At 71.0% G+C, this 19,370-nt stretch carries 23 protein-coding genes and 1 pseudogene; 4 read left to right on the forward strand and 20 right to left on the reverse strand.

Annotated features, from left to right (window positions below):
- Positions 1 to 640 precede the first annotated feature (640 nt).
- The 3 genes from DSY14_RS18820 to DSY14_RS18830 all read right to left on the reverse strand — a co-directional run bounded on the left by DSY14_RS18820 (position 641) and on the right by DSY14_RS18830 (position 3,036).
- A complete protein-coding gene (locus tag DSY14_RS18820) occupies positions 641 to 1,483 on the reverse strand; it encodes a replication-relaxation family protein (RefSeq protein WP_211717905.1) in 843 nt (280 codons plus the stop codon).
- Positions 1,484 to 1,764: 281 nt separating this feature from the next.
- Entirely contained in the window at positions 1,765 to 1,920 is a 156-nt protein-coding gene (locus DSY14_RS18825; protein ID WP_211717906.1) for a hypothetical protein, read from the reverse strand.
- Positions 1,921 to 2,529: 609 nt separating this feature from the next.
- The gene (locus tag DSY14_RS18830; protein WP_211717907.1) at positions 2,530 to 3,036 is read right to left on the reverse strand and encodes an ATP-binding protein; all 507 of its coding nucleotides are present in this window, start codon (positions 3,034 to 3,036) and stop codon (positions 2,530 to 2,532) included.
- A gap of 167 nt (positions 3,037 to 3,203) precedes the next feature.
- Between DSY14_RS18830 and DSY14_RS18835 the strand changes: the two genes are divergently transcribed.
- Both DSY14_RS18835 and DSY14_RS18840 read left to right on the forward strand, forming a co-directional pair.
- Positions 3,204 to 4,031, forward strand: a complete 828-nt coding sequence (locus DSY14_RS18835; RefSeq protein WP_211717908.1) for a helix-turn-helix transcriptional regulator — start codon at positions 3,204 to 3,206, stop codon at positions 4,029 to 4,031.
- Positions 4,024 to 4,200, forward strand: a complete 177-nt coding sequence (locus DSY14_RS18840; protein WP_211717909.1) for a DUF397 domain-containing protein — start codon at positions 4,024 to 4,026, stop codon at positions 4,198 to 4,200. Before DSY14_RS18835 ends, DSY14_RS18840 begins: the two co-directional genes overlap by 8 nt.
- A gap of 3 nt (positions 4,201 to 4,203) precedes the next feature.
- On the opposite strand, the gene DSY14_RS18845 is transcribed toward DSY14_RS18840, so the two are convergent.
- From DSY14_RS18845 to DSY14_RS29480, 4 genes are all read right to left on the reverse strand, one after another.
- A complete protein-coding gene (locus DSY14_RS18845; RefSeq protein WP_211717910.1) occupies positions 4,204 to 4,674 on the reverse strand; it encodes an NUDIX hydrolase in 471 nt (156 codons plus the stop codon).
- A 73-nt stretch (positions 4,675 to 4,747) separates the two neighbouring features.
- Positions 4,748 to 5,287: a class IV adenylate cyclase gene (locus DSY14_RS18850; protein WP_211717911.1), complete on the reverse strand. Its 540-nt coding sequence runs from the start codon at positions 5,285 to 5,287 to the stop codon at positions 4,748 to 4,750.
- A 44-nt stretch (positions 5,288 to 5,331) separates the two neighbouring features.
- Positions 5,332 to 6,498, reverse strand: a complete 1,167-nt coding sequence (locus DSY14_RS18855) for a helix-turn-helix domain-containing protein (RefSeq protein WP_211717912.1) — start codon at positions 6,496 to 6,498, stop codon at positions 5,332 to 5,334.
- Positions 6,495 to 6,911 carry an NUDIX domain-containing protein gene (locus tag DSY14_RS29480; RefSeq protein ID WP_211717913.1) on the reverse strand — a complete coding sequence of 139 codons (417 nt, stop codon included), beginning with the start codon at positions 6,909 to 6,911 and terminating at the stop codon, positions 6,495 to 6,497. The genes DSY14_RS18855 and DSY14_RS29480 overlap by 4 nt, the downstream gene beginning before the upstream one ends.
- A 131-nt stretch (positions 6,912 to 7,042) precedes the next feature.
- Between DSY14_RS29480 and DSY14_RS18865 the strand changes: the two genes are divergently transcribed.
- Both DSY14_RS18865 and DSY14_RS29645 read left to right on the forward strand, forming a co-directional pair.
- Entirely contained in the window at positions 7,043 to 7,819 is a 777-nt protein-coding gene (locus tag DSY14_RS18865) for a TauD/TfdA family dioxygenase (RefSeq protein WP_211717914.1), read from the forward strand.
- Between the two features lie 36 nt (positions 7,820 to 7,855).
- Positions 7,856 to 8,185 (forward strand): hypothetical protein, encoded by a 330-nt coding sequence (locus DSY14_RS29645; protein ID WP_374224027.1) that lies wholly within the window; start codon positions 7,856 to 7,858, stop codon positions 8,183 to 8,185.
- A gap of 206 nt (positions 8,186 to 8,391) precedes the next feature.
- Here the strand turns inward: DSY14_RS29645 and DSY14_RS29650 are convergent.
- From DSY14_RS29650 to DSY14_RS18935, 13 genes and pseudogenes are all read right to left on the reverse strand, one after another.
- Positions 8,392 to 8,673: pseudogene (locus DSY14_RS29650) on the reverse strand (transposase); the annotation flags it as partial.
- Between the two features lie 249 nt (positions 8,674 to 8,922).
- Positions 8,923 to 11,922: an OmpA family protein gene (locus DSY14_RS18880; RefSeq protein WP_211717915.1), complete on the reverse strand. Its 3,000-nt coding sequence runs from the start codon at positions 11,920 to 11,922 to the stop codon at positions 8,923 to 8,925.
- 16 nt (positions 11,923 to 11,938) lie between these two features.
- Positions 11,939 to 12,334, reverse strand: coding sequence for a pilus assembly protein TadG-related protein (locus DSY14_RS18885; RefSeq protein ID WP_211717916.1), 396 nt, complete (start codon positions 12,332 to 12,334; stop codon positions 11,939 to 11,941).
- A complete protein-coding gene (locus DSY14_RS18890) occupies positions 12,331 to 12,747 on the reverse strand; it encodes a TadE/TadG family type IV pilus assembly protein (protein WP_307851273.1) in 417 nt (138 codons plus the stop codon). The genes DSY14_RS18885 and DSY14_RS18890 overlap by 4 nt, the downstream gene beginning before the upstream one ends.
- Positions 12,744 to 13,070, reverse strand: coding sequence for a TadE/TadG family type IV pilus assembly protein (locus DSY14_RS18895; RefSeq protein WP_211717925.1), 327 nt, complete (start codon positions 13,068 to 13,070; stop codon positions 12,744 to 12,746). Before DSY14_RS18895 ends, DSY14_RS18890 begins: the two co-directional genes overlap by 4 nt.
- A 41-nt stretch (positions 13,071 to 13,111) precedes the next feature.
- Entirely contained in the window at positions 13,112 to 13,279 is a 168-nt protein-coding gene (locus DSY14_RS18900) for a hypothetical protein (RefSeq protein ID WP_211717917.1), read from the reverse strand.
- A 27-nt stretch (positions 13,280 to 13,306) separates the two neighbouring features.
- Positions 13,307 to 14,200 carry a type II secretion system F family protein gene (locus tag DSY14_RS18905; RefSeq protein WP_249188113.1) on the reverse strand — a complete coding sequence of 298 codons (894 nt, stop codon included), beginning with the start codon at positions 14,198 to 14,200 and terminating at the stop codon, positions 13,307 to 13,309.
- Complete coding sequence (locus tag DSY14_RS18910) at positions 14,197 to 15,090, reverse strand: type II secretion system F family protein (RefSeq protein ID WP_211717918.1); 894 nt, start codon at positions 15,088 to 15,090, stop codon at positions 14,197 to 14,199. Before DSY14_RS18910 ends, DSY14_RS18905 begins: the two co-directional genes overlap by 4 nt.
- On the reverse strand, positions 15,078 to 16,433 hold the full coding sequence (locus DSY14_RS18915) for a CpaF family protein (RefSeq protein ID WP_211717919.1): 1,356 nt from the start codon (positions 16,431 to 16,433) through the stop codon (positions 15,078 to 15,080). The genes DSY14_RS18910 and DSY14_RS18915 overlap by 13 nt, the downstream gene beginning before the upstream one ends.
- Complete coding sequence (locus DSY14_RS18920; RefSeq protein WP_211717920.1) at positions 16,430 to 17,170, reverse strand: hypothetical protein; 741 nt, start codon at positions 17,168 to 17,170, stop codon at positions 16,430 to 16,432. Before DSY14_RS18920 ends, DSY14_RS18915 begins: the two co-directional genes overlap by 4 nt.
- The gene (locus DSY14_RS18925) at positions 17,170 to 17,841 is read right to left on the reverse strand and encodes an SAF domain-containing protein (protein ID WP_211717921.1); all 672 of its coding nucleotides are present in this window, start codon (positions 17,839 to 17,841) and stop codon (positions 17,170 to 17,172) included. The genes DSY14_RS18920 and DSY14_RS18925 overlap by 1 nt, the downstream gene beginning before the upstream one ends.
- Before the next feature lie 31 nt (positions 17,842 to 17,872).
- The gene (locus DSY14_RS18930; RefSeq protein ID WP_211717922.1) at positions 17,873 to 18,736 is read right to left on the reverse strand and encodes a hypothetical protein; all 864 of its coding nucleotides are present in this window, start codon (positions 18,734 to 18,736) and stop codon (positions 17,873 to 17,875) included.
- Complete coding sequence (locus DSY14_RS18935) at positions 18,730 to 19,257, reverse strand: hypothetical protein (RefSeq protein ID WP_211717923.1); 528 nt, start codon at positions 19,255 to 19,257, stop codon at positions 18,730 to 18,732. Before DSY14_RS18935 ends, DSY14_RS18930 begins: the two co-directional genes overlap by 7 nt.
- Positions 19,258 to 19,370 lie beyond the last annotated feature (113 nt).

Below are 19,370 nucleotides of genomic sequence, written 5' to 3' on the forward strand. Positions count from 1 at the left end.
GCCCCCGACAGGCCGCGTACCCCCACCAGCCCCCGGCCGCCCCACCATCGGGCGCCGTGGGGTCGTCAGCGCGCCGGTGGGCCCCTGACGGCCCGCCCGCGCCTGGTGGGCGCGGCGCCGGTTTCCGGCCCGCCATGTCGCGCACCGGGCCCGGACTGCCCGAGCACGGCGCGCGGGGCCCGTCCGCCCCGTGTGTGGATTCGTCATCCATGGGCGCCGCCTTTCGCGCGGCCGGGCCCGGGCATCGCTGACCTCGCATCGCGCAGCCCGGCCGGCCTCACCACCGGCGCAGTCATGGTCCTCAGACCAGAAGTAGAGCAAGGCCGACCTGATGACGGCTGGGTTGGCGGGGAGGGTTTCCGGCAGGCTGAGAGGCCTGCCGGGTGAGGGTGTGCGGGGGCGTTCACGCCCCCGCACACCCGGGCCGCTGCCCGCCCTACGTGATGGAAACCGCCTACTGGGGTAGAAAGCCGGGGCGGCCGCTGGACCACCCCACAGCCCGTCTGACCTGCCGTGAGTCCAGACTCAGGGGTGGTCCACCCAAGGCGGGACCCACGCCCGGCCCACCGGTCGGAGCAACGGCGGGACAACGGAGTGGACCTCCCATTGGCCCACTGGTTCACTGCCCGATCTGCGCCCATCAGTCTTCCTCCTCCGCCTTGCGCCACGGCTGGAGAAGGGCGATGTCGAGCAGACTCAGCGGCCGCGGATCGGTGGCCGAACGCCACACCTTGCGCCCGGCTCCCAACGACGCAATCCGGTGGTGGGTGCTCAGGTACACCCCCACCTGCTTCGAACAGTGCTGGGCCAGCTTCTTCGCCGCGTTGGCCTCGCGCTCTTCCGAATGCACCAGGAACAGCACCACCGAGGGCAGCCTGCTCGTCTCGGCCAGACGCGCGTACCCGTACATCTTCGTTTGAAGCTGACTCAGCGACTCCGAGCCGGTGTCGTACTCCACGAACGCCCACAGCTTCTTCCCGCTCTGGATCCACGACAGCAGCCCGTCGGCACGGGGAGAGTCGTCATAGTCGCGTTCACAGGTGCGCTCGCCCTGCCATTCGCCCACCTCGGCCCCCACCTGCCGAGCGCCCTGAAGAAACTCCACCCGTGTCTGGGCCAGCCCCAGGATGTGGTCCAACTTCGCGGAGAAGGCCACCGCCAGAGCCCGGTCGCCCCGGAAATTGAGCGCATCCGGCTCCTTGCCCTGGTCCAACGCGACCAAGACCGCACCGGTCGGGGACAGGATCCAGTGGTCGGGAGCGTTGCGGTCGTGGGCGTGGCGGCGAAAGCGGTTGACCACCCCGTACCGGTAAAGGCTCAGCATCCGGCTGCGGGCCCGCCGCGCACCCGCGTCGGGGAAGAAGATCTGGTGCAGGTGGTGGGTGGTCAGCACCCGGTGCTCCCACAACCCGTCGAGGATGCGCTTGTCCCGGTCGGTGATCCGAGGAAGCAGTCGCGCAAGGGTCTGTTCGTACTCGTTCACGGGCGCCCTCCCAAGTGACGGCTGGTTTTGCCCTTCACTGAGTAAGAAGCGCGCCCCCACCCCCGGATTCGACACCTCCCATGGGAATTACCTGAACCGAACACACCCGGGCCCGGAGCAGGAACCGGGCCCCGTGAACAGCTCGCAAGGCCCTCAAGGCCCTGCTCAGAAGTGGCTCACGCCTGACTCACCCCCGACGTGGGCCGACCTCACAACCCCCGCCACGCAAAGCAAACGGGGCGGTACCGATCACGGCACCGCCCCGAGGCGAGAGTGTGCGCTCAGGTGGCCAGGCTCAACCAAGTGCGCACCGCGGCGGCCAGGTCATCGAACTCCCCCGACGCTTGCACCACCGAGGAGTGCTCCTTGCTGGGGCGAGCCCGCTCCGTGTCGTGGAACAGGTACGGGCGCACCCCGCGCACCCCGTCGTCGTCCACACACCACCCCTGTTCCGAGGGGCGGCCGCCGGGGACGCGGCACTCGCACCGGCCCCGGCTCAGGCTCGGGTTCGCCCTCCCGGCTGGCGAGTTCGGCCACCGTCCTACTCCGCGTCACGGCAGAGGAGGCAGTCAGGGCCTTGGGGGTCGCGCGGCGTTCCAACACCGCCCGGCCTTGGTAGCTGGGGCGGTCGGTGTTGCGGTGCGGTGGGACTTCGAGCGGGCTGCACAGCACGGCGGCCAGGACCGCTCCGAACAGCCACCGCACGCGCTGTCCCCAGCCCCGCACGGGTTTGCGGTGCCTACCAGTAGGCTTCTCCACGGATCTCCTCCTGCTTTCTCAGGTGGGGATTTCAGCCCCGGCCCGGTGTTCGCCGCACCGCGTCGGGGCGCCTCCACTTCTGGGTGCTTCTTCGTTGCTCGGCATGGGCGGGTGTCTATGGCCCCGAGGCCACACACTTCCCGGGGCTGCGCTTCCCATCCATGCCGCACAGGGCATACGGCCCTGGATCCCCCGCTGGAAACGCCGTTCCCGCGAGGGGTGGTCGATGTTCGCTTGGGTGAGCGAGGTGCTTCAACCCGTGTCGGCCACAACCCGGTCGCGGGGTTTCAGGCGGCCATCCGGGTTCGCCCGGATCGGTCGAAAGCGGCCCGGACCGTCAACCCGCCGTCGGGCTCGCGGGTGAAGTCCCAGTACAGGGCCATCGCGTCCACCAGAGCCAGGCCGTACCCGCCCTCGGTGAGCAACCCATCAGCCCCGCTCTGTCCCAGCACCGAGCGGGCCTCGGGCACAGTCATCGCCTGCCCGGCGCGGGGTCCGTCGTCGGTCACGCGAAGCAGGAACAGTCGCCGTCGCCGCTCGATCTCGATGCGTACCCGGCCCCCGGGCAGCCCCGAAGCGGTGTGCTTCAACGCATTGGTGTGCAGTTCCGAGAGCGCGACCAGCAGCGGGTCCGCACAGGCAGGGGTGGTGCGGGCCACATGGGTGGCCCAGCTGCGGGCGGCCTTGAGGTGCCAGAGCTGGTGCCCGCACTCCAGGGACCCCTGTTCGGGGTCCGTACAGCGAATCCGCCGGGGCAGGTCGAGGGGCGGCCGGGTGGGAGTCATGGAATCCACCGGTTCCTTTCGTCGTCGCGCTGATGGCTGCGGGCCCGCGACAGCAAGGATGTGGCCTGGGGCAATGGCATGTGAAGGCTGCTCGGAGAGCTCACGAATCTTCCACGGGCGCTTGGAATTCTCTGGAATACCCCACAGGGTGTCGCCCACTGTGTTCCTATGGCTACATGCACACAGACGAACGGGATCTGAAGGCATTCGGTCGGGAGCTACGCAGGCTGCGCGTGGAAGCAGAACTGACCCAGCAGGCCCTGGCGCGAAGGATCAGCCAGCGGGGCACGACCATCAGCGATTCACACCTGTCCGACGTCGAGAACGGCCGAGCCATGGCGCGGCCCTGGTTGAGGAAGTTCCTGGACGAAGTCCTGGAGAGCGACGGTAGGTTGGACAAGCTCTGGGAGGAGCTCACGGGCTCCGGTCGCCAGGTGTGGCTGCACGAGGTCACCAAACGGACCCACGATGCCGACGCCCTGTTCGAGTACCAGCCTCTGGTGTTCCCGGTATATCTCCAGACGCAGGAGTACTCGTACGCGCTCATCCGATACGGGGCACCGTGGCTTTCCCAGGAGCAGGTCCTCGCCCTGGCCAAGGAGAGGACCGACCGGGCGAAGCGTATGGCAGAGGCCACGTCTCCGGTGATCTGGCTGATCATCGACCAAAGTGTGCTCTGGCGACGCTACGGCTCCCCGCAGGTACAAAAAGAGCAGTTGGCGTATGTAGCCCATCAGATCGAGCGTGAACGGGTCACCGTGCAGATGCTTCCGATCCGGGCACAACGGCACGCGGGGACGTCGGGGCCGAGGCGGATCATCACCACGGCGGACGAACCCGAGGTGGTGTACATGGAATCCGCTGAGGAGGGTCGCATCATCTCCGGCTCAGCGGACATCAACCGAAGCCGTATGGTGTTCACTGCTCTACAGGGAGCCGCCAGGGACCCGCAGGAAACTCTGCAGGCCATCTACGACGAGATGAAGGCGATTGACGATGAGTGACTGGCACAAGAGCAGCTACAGCGGTGGAACCAACGAGTGCGTCGAAGCCCGGGAGCACCAGGCCGGAGCCGATGTGCGAGACACCCAGAACAGAGAGCTGGGCCACCTGACTTTCACCCGCGCGGAGTGGAACGCCTTCGTCGAGACCACTCTCCACAGCCACCGGTAATCCTTACGCGACGACCTCGCCGCTCTCCAGATAGAGCGTGGTCCCCTCACGGCGTGCACGGTCCCCTTGAGCGATCCTTCGAGCGAGCCGGGGGATCGTTACCGTCCCAATCTCGGCCACCTCATGGAACCCGTATCCGGCCAACTCGTCCTGGTCGAGGACGATCCGGTCCAGCCAGTGCCGGTCGAGCACTCCCCCGTCGAAGACGAACAACTGTTTGTCACCCTCTGCCGGTGTGGGCGCCCAGTCCACGACCAGCAACCGCCCGATCGGCGGGGTGATCCCCAACTCTTCCTTCACCTCACGCGCCACGGCCTGGGTCGGGGTCTCTCCGCGCTCGATGTACCCGCCGGGGATCTCCAGATAATCCTTGTAGGTCGGAACCACCAACATCACCCGCCCCCGTTCATCGAAGAACAAGGCACCGGCAGCCACCCGGGGACGGGCGAAGGATTCCGTGGAATCAGAGACCATGCCCCGACACCAACCACCTCCCCCCAGCCCTACAGACGTCGCAACGAAAGCCGGGGGCAGCGATCAACCCTCCTCAGGCATCGAAGCGCAGATCCGCGATACCGGACAGATCGATGCCGTAGCGGGCATAGACCTTGGTCGTGTTCTCCCCCGTCAGAGACGACTCATCGAAACCAAGCAGCGCGGCCACCCGCACCACCTCAGCGCGGCTGTCCGCCTCGATCTCCAGATACGCGGGGATCCGCGGCCAGGAGTCGATCTCCACCTGGGCGCCATCCAGCGTGAAGCTGTGCCGCCGGTTCTCCTGGTAGGCCTTGGGCGTGTAACCGAGCTTGCCCAACAACGCGTTGGCGATCTCGAAGTCACCGACCTCCGTCTCGGTCTCCCGCGTCCCGCCGATAGCGTCGGAACCGATCTCCTTCACCGTGAGCGTGACCCGGCTCCCGGTGTCACGCAGACGCACCCACCGCGACGTGTCCCCGGGCTCGATGTCGTACACATAGCGCCGCTGCAGCACCTCACCCAGGTCGACGCCGCCCTTGTCGAGAATGAGCCCGGCCACCTTTTCGGAGTCGATGTCCACGACCTTGGCCTCGTACTCGATCACGCTCACGGAGCCTTCTCTCTTGTTCCTCTGAATCCATCTGCAGCACTGCATCAGCGAGAGAGTGAACCGGCCGTTGTTCGATGCTCGGTGAGGTCGTACAAGCGTGCCAAGGCGTCGGCCCGAACTTCCTCGAGCCCGGGTTTGGCGGTGCTCCGCACCACGCGCTGAATCTGGTGCGGCAATCGAAGACGTGTGGCAAGGGACAACGCCTCGCTGTACAAAGTGTGCGCACTGGTGAGGTCCCCGGCCTCGGACAGCGCGTCGGCGGAGGTGACGGCTTCGATAGCCGCCCATTGAGGCGCCGGTGCCTCTCCCGATCCTGGGCGAGCCCGGGCCAATTCCGCTGCCGCAGATGCGCGCCCGGTTCCCAGCAGCCCTCGCACACGCACTTCGCGCAGGGAGAAGGTGGTGAAGAGGATGCCGCTCGGCCCCGCAGCGTCCATGAGAAGGTCGGCAGTGGCTACGGCCTCGTCGTGCCTGGCTGCGTCCCCCTGCTCTCCGGCCGCACGTGCAAGAAGGACGAAGGTCTGGCCTCGCTCCCCCTCGTCATGCGAGAGCTCGGCTGCCTCAGCCAGACGCGTGATAGCGGCTCCCGATCGGCCCGCCTTCCTCAGCTCGTTGCCATGCATACGCAGCACGTGCCCGAGGAAGTCACCCTCGTCCAGATGCCGAGCGAGCCGCATGGCGCCGCCCGTCCATCGCGCGGCCAGGTACAACTGCTCCTCCGGCAGGACGTGCCCCAGCGACGTGCCGAGTGTTGCCCGCGCCCGTGCCAGTAGGGAGGCCGTCCCGTAGTCGACCCGTCCTTCACTCAGGCGTGCCTCCAGCCGGACCACCAACGGCCACAGTTCCTCGACCGCCTCTGCCGCGCGGCCCGCCTGCCGAGCGATCTCGGCGAGCCGTACCGTCGACTCCCCGAACTGCAGTGCGGCGAGGAAGTCCGCATCTTCGTCGTTGGTGATTCCCAGGGCGTGCGGCGGAACGCCCAGGACCCGGCTGATGTGCGACAACCCCTGCCGGTCATTGATGGTGCGCTGGCGTCGCTCCAGCAGGGAAACATAAGAGGGGTCGTATCCGAGAAGCTCACCCATCGCTACCTGGGAGAGTCCCGCGAACTTGCGGTAGCAACGCAGGATCACCGCGAGCTCCCGGGTCTCCAGGGCTCGACGTGCCTCGGGTAGCAGCCACAGCCAGCGGGCGGAGGGCGAAGCGGTCACGTGTCCGGCTGGGCGAACCAGGAGAGGACCGACCTCTTGTACCCCTCCGGCATCGTCAGACGAGGTGCCTCGTCTTTGGTGAACAGACCGGCTTCCTTGTGCTCGCTGGAGACCACGACCGGGGCGTCCGAGTCCACATGACAGCCGTAGGTGACGATGAAGACGTGCTTGTCGACCTGGGTGATGTGGTACATCCACGAATCGAGGATCTGCGCCACCGTGACCGGCCAGCCCGTCTCCTCCTCGATCTCCCGGGCCAAACACTCCTCCGGGGTCTCACCCAGTTCGATCTTTCCGCCGGGAAGCTCCCACTCGTCACGCTCGTTGCGCAACAGCAGTACCCGCCCGTCACGGATGACGACGCCTTTGACGGAGACAGGGAACGTGCGCGGTGTGTAGGGGGCGTCGGACACAGTGGCTCGCTTTCGACGGCGTAGGGGTTCGACGGTAGTGAAGCTAGCAGGCGCGCACCCGGTCACGGGCAGCTCGCGCCTTGACAGATTGTCACTGGCCTCATCGCCCGGTATTCGTGAAGCTGGGCGGTGTGTACAAGACGACACCTCCCCTGCCCATCGACACCGACGCTCGCTTCGAGCGGCACCGAGTCGACCCGCGCAGAACCGACCTCCACCCACATCTGGCGTCCGCCCTTCGTGAGCGGGGTCTGGCAACGTTCAGCGAGATGCCCAGCCGCCCCGCCTTCGCCGACTTGGTGCGTGATCTGGCCGTCCTCTACCCGCACCCGGACAGCGGCTCTGACGGCCTCACCCTGCTGCATGCGCGGGACGGGAGCCCCGGGGCCGGCCAGCTCGGATTCACCGACTCCGAGCTCCTCCCGCACACGGAGCGGTCGTGTCTACCGAGACCACCACACCTCCTCATGCTCATGTGCCTGACTCCAGCGCACCACGGAGGCGAGAGCATCCTCATCGACGGGCGGGCCATGGCCAAGGAGCTGTCCCTGTCCGCCCCGGAGACGTGGAGTGCGCTGTCCGCGCCCCGGAGCGCCTACTTCGGAGGCTCCTCCGGATACGTCGGCGCGGTCTTCGAACCTGCCGCACCAGAAACGTGGACCATCCGGCTAAGGCTTGACGAACTCATCCGCTTCGCTCCCCGCACGGTTCGCCACGTCGAAATCCTCCGAGAGGTCATGGACCGGCACACCATGGTCTTGCGCCTGGGCAAGGGCCAGGGATTCATCCTCGACAACACACGTTGGCTGCACGGCCGTCGTTCCTTCGCCGGCCCCCGAGTGATGCTGCGCGCTCTGGGCGAGCGGCATACCCGCCTCCCGCTGGAACGCGGGTTCCGCCTGCCCTGACCTCCTATTCCAGAACACGACGTGGAATGAGTGAACATGACCGAGATCGTGAAGCAGAGCGCTCGCGTCCTCCTCTTCGACAGCGAGCAGCGGCTGGTGCTCATCAGGCGTACCAAACCCGAACAGAAGCCCTACGTCGACACGAGCTACCCCGATGTCACTGAGGCGGACGCCGACCCCGACATCGACCTGGGCGACTTCGCGGTCCCGGACCATGGTCTGGGTGACGACGGGGCGGGCGTCACGGTGGTGGAGGGGCAGGTCTACGTCCATGCCGGCTACACGGCGATGGGCGGCGGCGACAAGGACCAGATGACACCGGGGGCGCTGTTGATGGTCGAGGAGCTGCTGGCTGCTACCCACTGAACATTCGGGGGTTCACGCACTCCCCTTCGCACGGTCGACCGACTCGGTCCAGGTTCATAGGCGTTGACCCGTTCGGGGGCGGGCGGCCAACCGGGCCCGGGGTGAGGGCGAAGACCAGGGGGTTGCGGTTCCCCTCGCACAGGGTGTGGACCTTGGTGCTCGACCCTCCCCTGGACTTTCCCAGGCCCTGGGCGGCTCGTGAGTCCTCAGGACTCTTCCCCTTTTCGCGCTCCGGCGTCGTGTTCGCGGGCGCGCACCACGTTCGAATCGATCTGGGCGTGCGGGTCGGTGTCCTCCTGGGTGTCGATGAGGTGTTGCTCGATGCGAGCCCAGGTGCCGTCGGCTTCACGACGCTGGAGCGGGTGCCGGGCGATGCTCCAGGGACCGTAGCGTTCGGGCAGGTCACGCCAGGGGATGCCGGTGCGGGTGCGGTGGATGATCGCGTTGAGGACCTGGCGGTGATCACGCCAGCGGCCACCGCGATGGGGGCATCGGGGGTGGTAGGGGGCGGATCAGGTCCCATACTTGGTCGGTGAGCTCGAATCCGCGGCTCATGTACCGGTTGTCCACCGACGCTCAGAGCCACAGATTCGGGAACCAAGATCCACGGAACACGCCCTCGGACTCGCCACCCTCTGAACGGGATCAGACCCGCGGCGCACGGCGCGCCGACGTTCCTCGGCGGGAGCCTCGAGGAGGCTCCCGCCGGAACCGGCGACCGCGCCCGCTCCCCCGGTTCAGGAGTCGTTCTCGGGCTTGAGGGTGCGGGCCCGACCCGCCTTCTTCGGCTTGTAACGCATGGCGCGGGGAGCGGGGGCCGCCTTCTCGTCACCGGTGCCGTCGGGGGCGTCCTGTCGTCCGGCGGCGGCCACGGCCCGGCTCGACCCGCCGGTACCGGCACGGGTGGCCACCGGCTGCTCAGTGCGGGATCGCCTCACGGTGCGCTCGGCTCCTTGGGCGGCGCCCTCGGCGGCGGCCGCCTCGGTGCGGGCCTGCTGGGCCCGGGCCCGCGCGGCCCGCTTGGACGCCTTGATCGCCGGCCCGGTCGTCTGCGCGGCCTCCCGGCCGCTATCCGCCCAGGTCGCGGCCTCGGCCTTCCGTGCGGCCGCTCTGGACCGCTCCGGTGGAGCCGTGGATCGGGCGCCGTCGGTGCTGGACTCGGCCTCGGCGGGCAGGGGGTCGTTCGCCGCGCCGGCGGCTCCGGCCGCGACGGCCCGTTGCTCGGACGAGGCAGGATCCGCCCCGTCTCCCTCCGCCGACGTCGCCTCGCCCCCGGAAGCGGTAACGGTAGCGGTAGCGGTTTCGGCGGCGTCCTCCTTCTCGGCGACTTCCTCACCCGGCCCTGTGAGCCCGGCGAAGGCCGTCTCAAGGTCGGACTCCCGCGGAACGGGTTCCGCTTCCGCGTCGGCCGGGGCGACCTCCGAGCCCTCTGTGCCCTTCGAGCCCTCGGTGCTGACCGTGCTCTCCGTGTCCTGCGAGCCTTCCGAACCCTCCGCGCTCTCCGCGTCCGGGCTGTCCTCCTGCCGCACGATGGGTCGCGCGACAGCGGACGGCGGCGTCTCGGCTTCGGTTGCACCGGCGGGGTCGGCGGGTGCGGCGGCGACCGCGGGTGCGGCGGCGGTGTCCCCGTCCGTGTCCCCTTCCCCCCAGAAGTCGGTCTCCCAGAGGTCCGCGTCCCAGAAGCCGCTGGAAGTCTCCTCGACGGCCCCGCTGGAGGCCTTCGCCCGGCGCGCCCGTAGCCCGAACCGGGGCCTTTTGGCCTCAAGCGGCTCCGCGTCCTCGGTGGCCCGCTCGTTCAGGTCGGGCTCAGCGGCGGACGCGTCGGAGATGACCGCCTCCTCGGTAGCCGCGGCCCCGAGGGTCCCCGCCGTCTCCGCGGCCCCGGGGGTCGCTTCGGTTTCGGCGGCCAGGTCGGCTCCAGCAGCCTCGGGCTTCCCAGCGGCCACGTCGATACCAGTGGCCTCGGGCGCTCCAGCGGTCCCAGCGGTCTCAACCGCTACAGCGGTCCCGGCAGTCTCAGCAGCCTCGGCGGTCACAGCGGACCCGGCGGTCACGGCCCCGGCTTCCACCGGCTCGGCCCCCACAGCGGTGCGCGGGGTGCCGTCGTAGGCGCGCAGCGCCTCGATGACCTGGTCGGCGGTCGCACCGGGCCAGGAGCAGTGGAAGACGGAGTTGAGGGGGTTACTGGTCTCGGTGATGAGGCCGTCCTGCTCGATGACACAGCTGCCGCCGAGCGGCCAACGGCCCAGGATCACGGCCGTGATCCCGCGGCGCTGACCGTGCAACAGCAGCCCGGCCAGCGCGGCCTCGTGCCGGGGGTCGGGCGTGGACACCAGCACCAGGGGTGCGGTGGGCTGGGCCCGGCTCTCCTCCGCTCCCAGGTGCAACTCGTGTTGGAGGACCGCCAGGGCCTCCTCCATCGTGCCGACCATCCGGACCGGTTCGGCGGGGCGCTCACGCAGCGTGTCGAGCCCGCGGTCGCCCATCAGCAGGACCGCGTCCGGTTCGGTGAGCAGCACGCGCACCGTCTCACTGTCCGGAGCGGTGAGCGCGTTGGCGATGAGGCGGCGGGCCGCGGGGCGCGCGCCCTTGCCCGTGATGCCCAGACCGGGAACGTTGTCGAGCTCCACGGTGACCTTCTCGTCGATGTCCTGCCCCGGAGTGGGGCGGGGCGGCGAGGCCGGCAGGGCGGGGCGCTCTCCCCTCGGCAGCAGCCGGGGCAGGCTCAGGGCCAGGCGCGGCATGTGGCCTCCGCGCTTGCCCAGGAAGTATCCGCCGACCAGGCCGACGAAGCCCACGGCACCGGAGACGGCGCCGTCGGGGATCTGCACCACCAGCACGCTGCCGCCGTCCTCGTCCGCGGAGGCCACGGCGGTCCGCATCTCCTCTTCGGAATCGGCCGTCGCCGCGTCGGAGTCCTCGCTCTGCGCCGACACCTCCTCCGCCTGGACGGGGGCGGGCGGCTGCGGGACCACGGTGTAGGCGACCTCGGCCCTGCGCTGGGCGGCGGCCCCGCCGTCCCGGGGCTGTTCGGATCCGGCTCCCTCGACCGTCATCTCCGGCGCGCCCTCGCCCAGGACCTCGCCGAGGTGGTCGGCGACCGCCTCGGCCCGCTGCTCGGAGAGCTCCTGGTTGAGGTCGGCGGGTCCGCTGGCGTCGGCGTGGCCGGTGATGCGCACGGGCGTCCCGGAGTCACCGTAGGAGTCGATCATGTCCGCGACCGGCGCGAGGTCGTCGCGCATCTGGTCGGTCAGTTCGGCCGAGCCCACACCGAAGCCCGAGACGGTGCGCACCCTCTCCACGGGCTGCGGGGCCTGCTCCTCCTCCGGCGCGGGGTCCGTTTCGCCCCCCTGCTGGTCCTGCGTGCCGCCCTCGTCCTGCGAGATGACGGTGTCGGCGAAGGCGACGGCCGGGGAGACGGCCACGGTGCCGACGGCGGCGGCCGCCATGACCTGGAGCGGTCCCAGGGGGCGCAGCCTCGCGTGGATGCCGCGCAGGCGGGCGAGGGCCTCCACGGCCAGGCCCGCCGCGTACAGGCCCCAGAGGGCCCACAGGACGGTGATCAACAGGGCCGTGGGCACGCCCGGCGGAAGCCGCCAGCCGCGCAGGTAGGCGGAGGCCAACGACCAGGAGTCGGGCAGCTGCGGCCACGACAGGTGCCACAGGAGCAGGTAGGGGATACCGGTCAGGATCGCCGCGGCGAGCAGGATGGCGCTCAGCCGTCGGATCTGGGACATATCCGCCTCGCAGGAGCTAGGGAGTCTGCTGGGTGTGGGGGCTTGCCGTGGCCGTGGCGTCGACGGTGGTCGATCCCATCGGCACGAGGGTGAAGGAGTAGGGAACTGTACACGTCACTGTCACGGAGCCGTCGCTGACCGAGACCGTTCCGGTGGCCCCGGCCGCGTTGAGGAAGGAATGGGCGGCCGCGGACGCCGCGGCGGCGTCCAGGCGCACCTCGTCACTCCCCTCCCGGTAAGCGGACCAGTCGAGCTGCTGGACGCCCGCCCTGGCGGCCTCCTGGGCCAGGACGGCCGCCTGGTTGCGTGCGCTCAGCAGCCCGCCGCCGTCGGTGACCAGCCCCAGGCACAGCAGCAGGGCCGCCGCCACGACGGCGACGAACGCCGTGACCTGTCCGTCGTCGCGTTTCACGGCTGCCCCCTGAACGTGTCCACGACCACCGTGGCGCTGCCACTGGCGGTGTAGGAGCCCGGCACCCCGAGCCCGGTGAGCCCGTCCAGTCCGACCCGGCACTCGACGCGGGCGGTGACCGCTCCGCCCGGGACGAGTCCGCCGTGCTCCAGGACGACCGTGTGGTCACCGCAGACCAGGCCGTTCTCGGCCAGGGAACTCGCGGCGGTGGCCGCGGCGGCTGCCTCGGCGGCGCCCGCCGTGCGCTCCATGGAGGCCGCTCGGGCCGCGGAGTGGGCCACGCCGTCGGCGGTGGAACCGGCGTCGACCACCCGCCCGGCGAGCACCATGAGCAGGGCCAGGGCCAGAAGGACCGGGGTGAGGAGCACGAGCTCCACCGAGGCCGACCCGCGGTCGGCGCGTTCAGGGCTCACGGGGCGGCCTCCGTGGGGACGAAGCGCTCCACGGGCGCGGTGACCTCGTGGCCCACCGGCCAGGTGAAGCCGGGAAGGATGGTGGGCACCTCGGCGTCGACCACCACGCGGACCTCCTCCGCGCCCCGGTCGACCGACACGTTGAGGCCGGAGAGGAAGGAGCTGCCGCCGCCCTCGGCCACCGACGCACCGCCCCCGACCGTGCGGGACTGCTCGGCGGTCCTGCGGGCGAGGTCCGCGGCCACGTGGTCGCCGTGCATCCATAGGGCCGTCTGGATCACCAACAGGACCAGGAGCAGCATGACGGGCGCGGCGACGGCCATCTCCGCGCTGCCGCGATCGTCCCGGGGAGGCCGCACCCTCCCTACCCCGTGATTCCGGCGAGGTTCTCCTGCACGACGCTGTGGATGGCACCCGCCACCGCACCGGCGGCGAGCACCAGGACCGCGACGACGATCACCGTCTCGGTGGAGTACCCGTCGTCCCGACGGCTGAACAACAGTGAGCTGAGATAGGAAGTGAGGCGCTGCAAGACGGATCTCCAAAGGGTGTCTGGGGCTCATGCGGCGAACAGGATGTGGCTCATCGCGGGGTATCCCAGCAGGACCAGGAAACCGGCGAAGAGCAGGACGACCGGCAGGCTCATGCGCTCAGTGGCGGACTGGGCCTCGGCGTCCATCTCGGACAGGAACTGTGTACGCAGCGTCTTGGCCTTGGAGGCCACCGAACTGCGGATTCGGGCGCCGTCGGCGCCGGCGAGTTGCAGGCTGGCCGACAGTTCGGCGAACTCGGGGGTGTCGTAGCGCTCGCCGAGATCGCGCAGCGCCATCCACGGGGGCCGGCGGGTCAGCACCGCCTCGCGCAGGCTCTCACGGATGCGGGCCATGGCCCACCCGTTGCCGGCTCCGGCGGCGTCGGCCAGGGCTCCGTTGACGCCCGCTCCCCCGGCCAGCGAGACCACGACCAGGTCCGCGAAGCCCGCCAGGGCGTGGCGCATGCTCTCACGGCGTTTGGCGGCCTCGTCGCGCAGGGACAGGTCGGGGGCGAACCAGGCGAGCAGGAGGAACGCGACCCACACGATCCACGGCACAGCGCCGGAGGGCAGGGAGCCGACCAGGGCGAGCAGGACGCCCAACAACGGTGGGAACGCCACGCCCAGCACCAGCCCGGTGAACTTCTCGGCAAGGTAGGAGTGGGGCTCGCGATCGCACACCCGCAGCAGCTTCCGGGTGCGCGGGCCCGGGATGCCCAGGCCGTCGATGATCGGGACTCCCAGCTTGCCCAGGCGGGTCAGGACCCCGGTCTCGGGGTCGGCTGCCACGGTCGGGCGGGGCGGTTGCGGCGCGGCCAGGCGCTCGGTGAGCGTGGGCCGGGCCCAGCGGGCGGCGAGAAGGGCCCACAGCGCGAGCGCCAAGGCCGCGCCGGTGAACGCGGCGGTCAGGACGGGGCTCATCGGACGGCCTCCCCAGTGCGGGCCGGGGTCGGCGCGAGCACGCGCGGCCCCAGCGAGAAACGCGACATCCTGGACAGCCAGACGAGCGCGGCGGCCCACAGACCGCCGATGCACGCGAGCACGACCTGGCCGAGGAAGCCGTCGAAGGGCTCCAGGTAGTCGGAGTTGAACACCATGAGGAAGGCGGCCATACCCAGGGTCGTGCCGATGATGATGCGGGTGGAGGTGCGCAACCGCGCGCGGCTGGCGGCCACGCGTACGAGCATCGCGGCCTGATCGCGGGCGGCCTCCGCCAGACTGCCCAACAGCACGCCCAGGTCGGTGGCATGCCGGGTGGCCGCGGTGGTCAGCGCCGAGGCGACCAGGTCCGCGGTGGGGTTGTCCACCTCCTCGGCGAAGGCGTGCAGGGCCTCCTGCACGGGCCGGCCCGCGCGCAGCCGCTCCGCGAGGCGGTCGACCTGCGGGCGCACGGGCTCGGGGGCGATGGGGACGGTGGCGGCCACGGCCTGGTGCAGGCCCGAGGCTCCGGCCATGAGGTCGCGCAGCATCTCGGTCCACGCGGCGATGGCTTCCACCCCGGCCACCTGTTCCTGGTGGCGGCGGTCGGGGCCCAGGACGACCGGCCCCCACCAGACACCAGCGACGACGAGCACCGCGGCGACCGGCCAGCCGGTGAGGAACCAGACCACGAGACCGCCCAAGACCGCCCCGAACAGCCGGATCGGCCGTTGGCGGCCCAGCAGGACACTGCGCCAGCCGGGTCCGCGGGGGACGGCGGGCGCCCCGGCGGCGCGGAGCGCGTTCAGGGAGGCCAGGGCCAGCCAGAACCCGGCGCCGACCATGGCGCCGGAAGCGGCGAGGAGGAGCACGGGGACCGTCAACGCAGCCACCCCGCGTTTTCGGAGTGCAGCGTGGCGAAGTCGAACCCGCCCTCGGCGAGGGCGTCCATCGTGACGGGGCTGGGCGTGGCGGCGGGCAGCGGCCCGTTGCGGTCGCGCCGGTAGATCTCGTTGGAGACCACGTTCTGGCCCTCGGCGCCCACGACCTCGCGCACGCTCGTGACCATGCGCCCGCCGGTGGGAAGCGCGGACACGTGCACGACCAGGTGCACGGCGGCGGCCACCAGGGAGGCCGTGGCCTCCAGCGGCAGGCGCTCGGCCGACTGGGCGGCGTAGGCGCCGAGCTTGGTGAAGGCGCCGGAGGAGTTCGCGGCGTGCAGGGTGGTGAGGCTGCCGTCGTTGCCCTGGCTCATGGCGTTGAGCAGGGGGACGGTCTCGTGTCCGCGCGTCTCGCCCACGATGACCCGGTCGGGTGACATGCGCAGGGCAGTGCGGACCAGGTCGGCGATGGTGATCTCGCCGACGCCCTCCACGTTGGCGGGGCGGGCCTGGAGGGCGACGCAGTCGGGGTGGGCCGCGCGGTCGCGGTCCAGGCCCAGTTCGAAGACGTCTTCGATGGTGACGATCCGCTCCTCGGCGGGGACCTCGGCGGCCAGGGCCCGCAGGAGCGTGGTCTTGCCCGCGCCGGTGCCGCCGGTCACGACCATGTTGCGCCGGGAGCGCACCCCCGCGCGCAGGAGCGGCAGGAGGACGTCGTCCACGGTGCCCAGGTCGCGAAGCGTCTCAAGGGTGGTGCTGCTGTAGCGGTGGCGGCGGATGGAGACCGACGGCTGACGGGAGACCTCCATGACGGCGTTGAGCCGCTCTCCGCCGGGCAGCTGCATGTCGAGGATGGGCGCGCCCGGGTCGAAGCGGCGCTCGCCGGAGGGCGATTCCGAGGCCAGACGGCGGACCAGGGCGACGATCTCGTCGGGGTCGTCGAAGACGGAGTCGTGGCGCTCACGGGTGCCGTCGGAGCGGCGCACCCAAACGTGCACCCCGTTGATGTTGATGTTCTCGATCCCGGGGTCGTCCAGGAAGGGTTGCAGGGGCCCCAGACCGCAGACCCGGGCCAGGGCGCCCGCCGACACGGAGGCCTCCGTGTCGGCGTCGAGCACCTGCCGCCCCTCGGACAGGGCGCGGCCCGCGTCCTCGTCGAGGATCTGGGCGATGACGCGCTCGGCGCGGGCCCGGTACTCCTCCGGGGAGTCCTCGGGGCCGCCGCGGGTCTCCTCGCTCAGACGGCGGTTGGCCTCGGCGACCGTGCGCTCGACCCGGTCGCCGACGGCGCGGATCCGGTCGGTGTCCAAGAAGTAGCCGTCGATGACTTCGTACTCGTCGTGGCCGCTGCTCACGCGGGCACCTCCGTCGTACGGTGCTCGGACGGTGCGGGTGCGGCCGCGAGGTCGGCCGCCAGGCGCGCCGCGGCGCGCAGCAGGGGCCTGCGGTGGGGGCGCCGCGGGTCGGCTTCCCCGCGCAGGAACGCCGCGGAGCGCGGGTCGGAGGGGAGTCTGCCCCACACGGTCGGGCCCAGCGCGTCCGTGATCTCGCGAACGCCGCCGCTGCCGCCGACGACCACGGTGCGCAATCCCGGAAGGCTCCGAGACAGCGCCTCGACGGACTCCTTGGCGCGGCGCAGCTGGGCCAGGTCGTCGGCGACGAGCAGCACCGCCTGGTCGGCCCACGCGGCCAGCGCGGAGGCGGGCCCCTCGGGGGTGAGCCGTCCCAGGTCCAGGACGACCGCGGCCCCTCCGCCGGGCGCGAGGACGCCGGGGTTGCGGGCCAGCAGGCGGATCGCGCCCTCCGTCCGGTCCGCGGTGACCGCCGCGGGGCAGACCGCCAGGCCGCCCGGCAGGATCTGGGTGTGGACGACCAGGTCGGCGGTGGCACCTCCGTGCCGGGAGGCCGCGGCCAACCCGGTCAGGCCGGGCGCGGACGGCAGGCGCCGCCAGACGGCGATGTCCCCGCCCGAGGCGTCGGCTTCCACCAGGACGGCTCCGGCCTCACCGGGCCAGGCCGCGGACAGTGCCATGGCCGTGCAGGAGACGCCGGGTGCTCCGCCCAGCGAGAACAGTGCCACGGTCCGGGGCATCAGGACCCTCCCCTGGGGTTGACCTGGACCAGGCTGATCCGCTCGGCGGAGGCCGCGGAGGCGATATCGGCGGCGTCGTTCGAGGCCACCACGAGTTCGAGGGTGACGGAGCCGTCCTCGGCCGTGGAGGGGGTGACGTTGCGGACCAGGGCCCGGTAGACCTGCGCGCCGGAGTCCGAGCCGTCGGAGGGGTCGACCACCACCGAGGCCGCCGTGCCCGACACCATGGACGAGGGGAAGCGGCCGGCCCGCAGGGCCACGCCGACCACGGCGCGGTCCTGCTCGGGGAACTCCGCGTCCGCGCCCAAGGCGACCTCGGGCAGGACGCCTCCCTGGGTGACCGGCAGGGTCAGCGTCTGGCCCACCGCCTCGTCGAGGCGTTCGGCGGCGACGTAGGAGACCCCGTCGGCCACGGCGATGCGCGCGACCCGAAGGTCCTGCGCGGTCACCACGTGACCGGCGGAGAGATCGGAGTCGGCGACCAGGACACCCTGCCGTTCGTCCATCTGTTCCATGGCCAGGATCCCGCCGAGGCCCCCCACGGTCATCATGCCCACGGCCAGCACCAGCCAGCGCCAGCGGCGGGGCCCGCTACCGAGGAGCCGCACCGGCGGGGTCTCCTCCTGCCGCGAGGAGGCCGAGGCCGCCGATGCCGTTTTCGTGTCCACCACGTGTGTCGTCTCTTTCGCTGTGAGCGGGTGCCTAGTCGGTGACCAGGCCGTGTGATTCGGCCACCGGGAGCTGGATCTCGGAGGTGGTCGTGAGCCGGTTCAGAGCGCCCGAGCCGCCGCCGGTGGCCTCCCAGTCCACGTCCCAGCCGACCTGGACGCCGACGGTGTAGACACCGCCCTCCTGGGTGTCGGAGGGGAGCGTGTAGACGTGGCCGCAGTCGGGCGAGGCGGCGTCCGCGGCGTGCGTGTCCGCGTCGAAGGGCGTGCCCGCCCCGTCGCACCGCACCGTCGTGCCGTCGCCGAGGGTCCAGACGGTGGAGACGGGCGAGGCGGTGAGCGTGAAGGACCAGTCGGCGACCTCGGCGGAGGTTCCGGTGGGCTCCCACTGCTCGGAGTCCAGCCACAGCCATACCGGGGTGTTGACCAGGACAAGGGAGTCCTCGCCCGGGGAGGTCGAGATCTCCGGCGGCGGCAGCTGGAAGGAGCCCATGGCCCTCCGGACACTGCTCACCGGGTCGGAGCCGTCCTCCTCCTCGTCGTAGTCGATCTCGTCCCAGTCGATGGAGTCCCAGTCCACCAGCGACCAGTCGATGGAGTCCCAGTCCATGGCGTCCCAGTCGGTGCCGTCCGGGTCGCCCGCGCCCGCCCCGGCCTCTCCGGCGCCTTCGGTGCCTCCGGCTCCGTCCGAGCCGCCGCCGGGCCGGCCCTGCTGGCTCTGCATCCAGGTCAGCATGATCGAGCAGCCCTGCCCGCCGGAGCTGCCGCACTCGACCTGGCTGAGGAAGGAGGAGTCGTCGGCCTGCGGAGGGGCGTCGGCGTGCGCCGGCGCGGCGACGCCCGCGGCCAGCAGGGTGAGTGTCGCGGCCGTGGCGGCGGGGCGAACGAGTCTCAGCATGATGCCTCTTCCCAGATCCTGAGGTCGGACACGCGCCAGGCGAGCCCGTCGTGAATGAGTGTGGCCTCGACCAGGCGGGGGCCCTGTCCGAAGGAGCCGCCCATGCCGAGGTTCCAGGAGGAGTCGTCCAGGCAGTCGTCGACCGAGGCGGCGGCGGGCCCCTCGACCTCGGCCACGGGGTCGAGTTCGGGTTCGCCGGTGACCTGTGCGCCGGTCGCGCGGGCGCCCTCGAGCGCGGAGCTCATGAGCGCGTGGGCCCCACCCACGGCGTAGTCCCCGAGTTCGGGGGGAACCTCGCCCCCCTCGTGCGAGGCGGTCACCACCGTGTCCCACATGCCCGTGTAGGCGGCGAGCACGGCGGCCTCCTCCTGGCCGCCGGCGGACTCGGTGGGTTCCGGCGCGGGGGGCTGCGGGACCTCCTCGTCGGCCGAGGCGCATCCAGCCGCGAGGACGAGCACGGCACAGCAGGCCGCGACGGCCGCGCGGTGGCGGGTGGAGGTCCGCCTTACGGCTTTCGTCATCGGAGTGTTTCGCGCAGGCGCGAGACGGAGGGGTGGAACATGGCGGAGACGGCCCGGGTCAACGGGGCCTTTCCTTTCCGAGGAGGGGCGGTACGGCCTTCCCTGTCCGGGGG

The sequence above is a fragment of the Nocardiopsis sp. MG754419 genome, assembly GCF_018207095.1.
In the GTDB taxonomy this organism is placed as follows: Bacteria; Actinomycetota; Actinomycetes; order Streptosporangiales; family Streptosporangiaceae; genus Nocardiopsis.

Coding starts and splice junctions, on each gene's coding strand:
- DSY14_RS18835 (WP_211717908.1), top strand. CDS start 3,204: ATGCACACAGACGAACGGGATCTGAAGGCATTCGGTCGGGAGCTACGC.
- DSY14_RS18840 (WP_211717909.1), top strand. CDS start 4,024: ATGAGTGACTGGCACAAGAGCAGCTACAGCGGTGGAACCAACGAGTGC.
- DSY14_RS18845 (WP_211717910.1), bottom strand. CDS start 4,674: ATGGTCTCTGATTCCACGGAATCCTTCGCCCGTCCCCGGGTGGCTGCC.
- DSY14_RS29645 (WP_374224027.1), top strand. CDS start 7,856: ATGACCGAGATCGTGAAGCAGAGCGCTCGCGTCCTCCTCTTCGACAGC.
- DSY14_RS18880 (WP_211717915.1), bottom strand. CDS start 11,922: ATGTCCCAGATCCGACGGCTGAGCGCCATCCTGCTCGCCGCGGCGATC.
- DSY14_RS18895 (WP_211717925.1), bottom strand. CDS start 13,070: ATGGCCGTCGCCGCGCCCGTCATGCTGCTCCTGGTCCTGTTGGTGATC.
- DSY14_RS18905 (WP_249188113.1), bottom strand. CDS start 14,200: ATGAGCCCCGTCCTGACCGCCGCGTTCACCGGCGCGGCCTTGGCGCTC.
- DSY14_RS18920 (WP_211717920.1), bottom strand. CDS start 17,170: ATGCCCCGGACCGTGGCACTGTTCTCGCTGGGCGGAGCACCCGGCGTC.
- DSY14_RS18930 (WP_211717922.1), bottom strand. CDS start 18,736: ATGCTGAGACTCGTTCGCCCCGCCGCCACGGCCGCGACACTCACCCTG.
- DSY14_RS18935 (WP_211717923.1), bottom strand. CDS start 19,257: ATGACGAAAGCCGTAAGGCGGACCTCCACCCGCCACCGCGCGGCCGTC.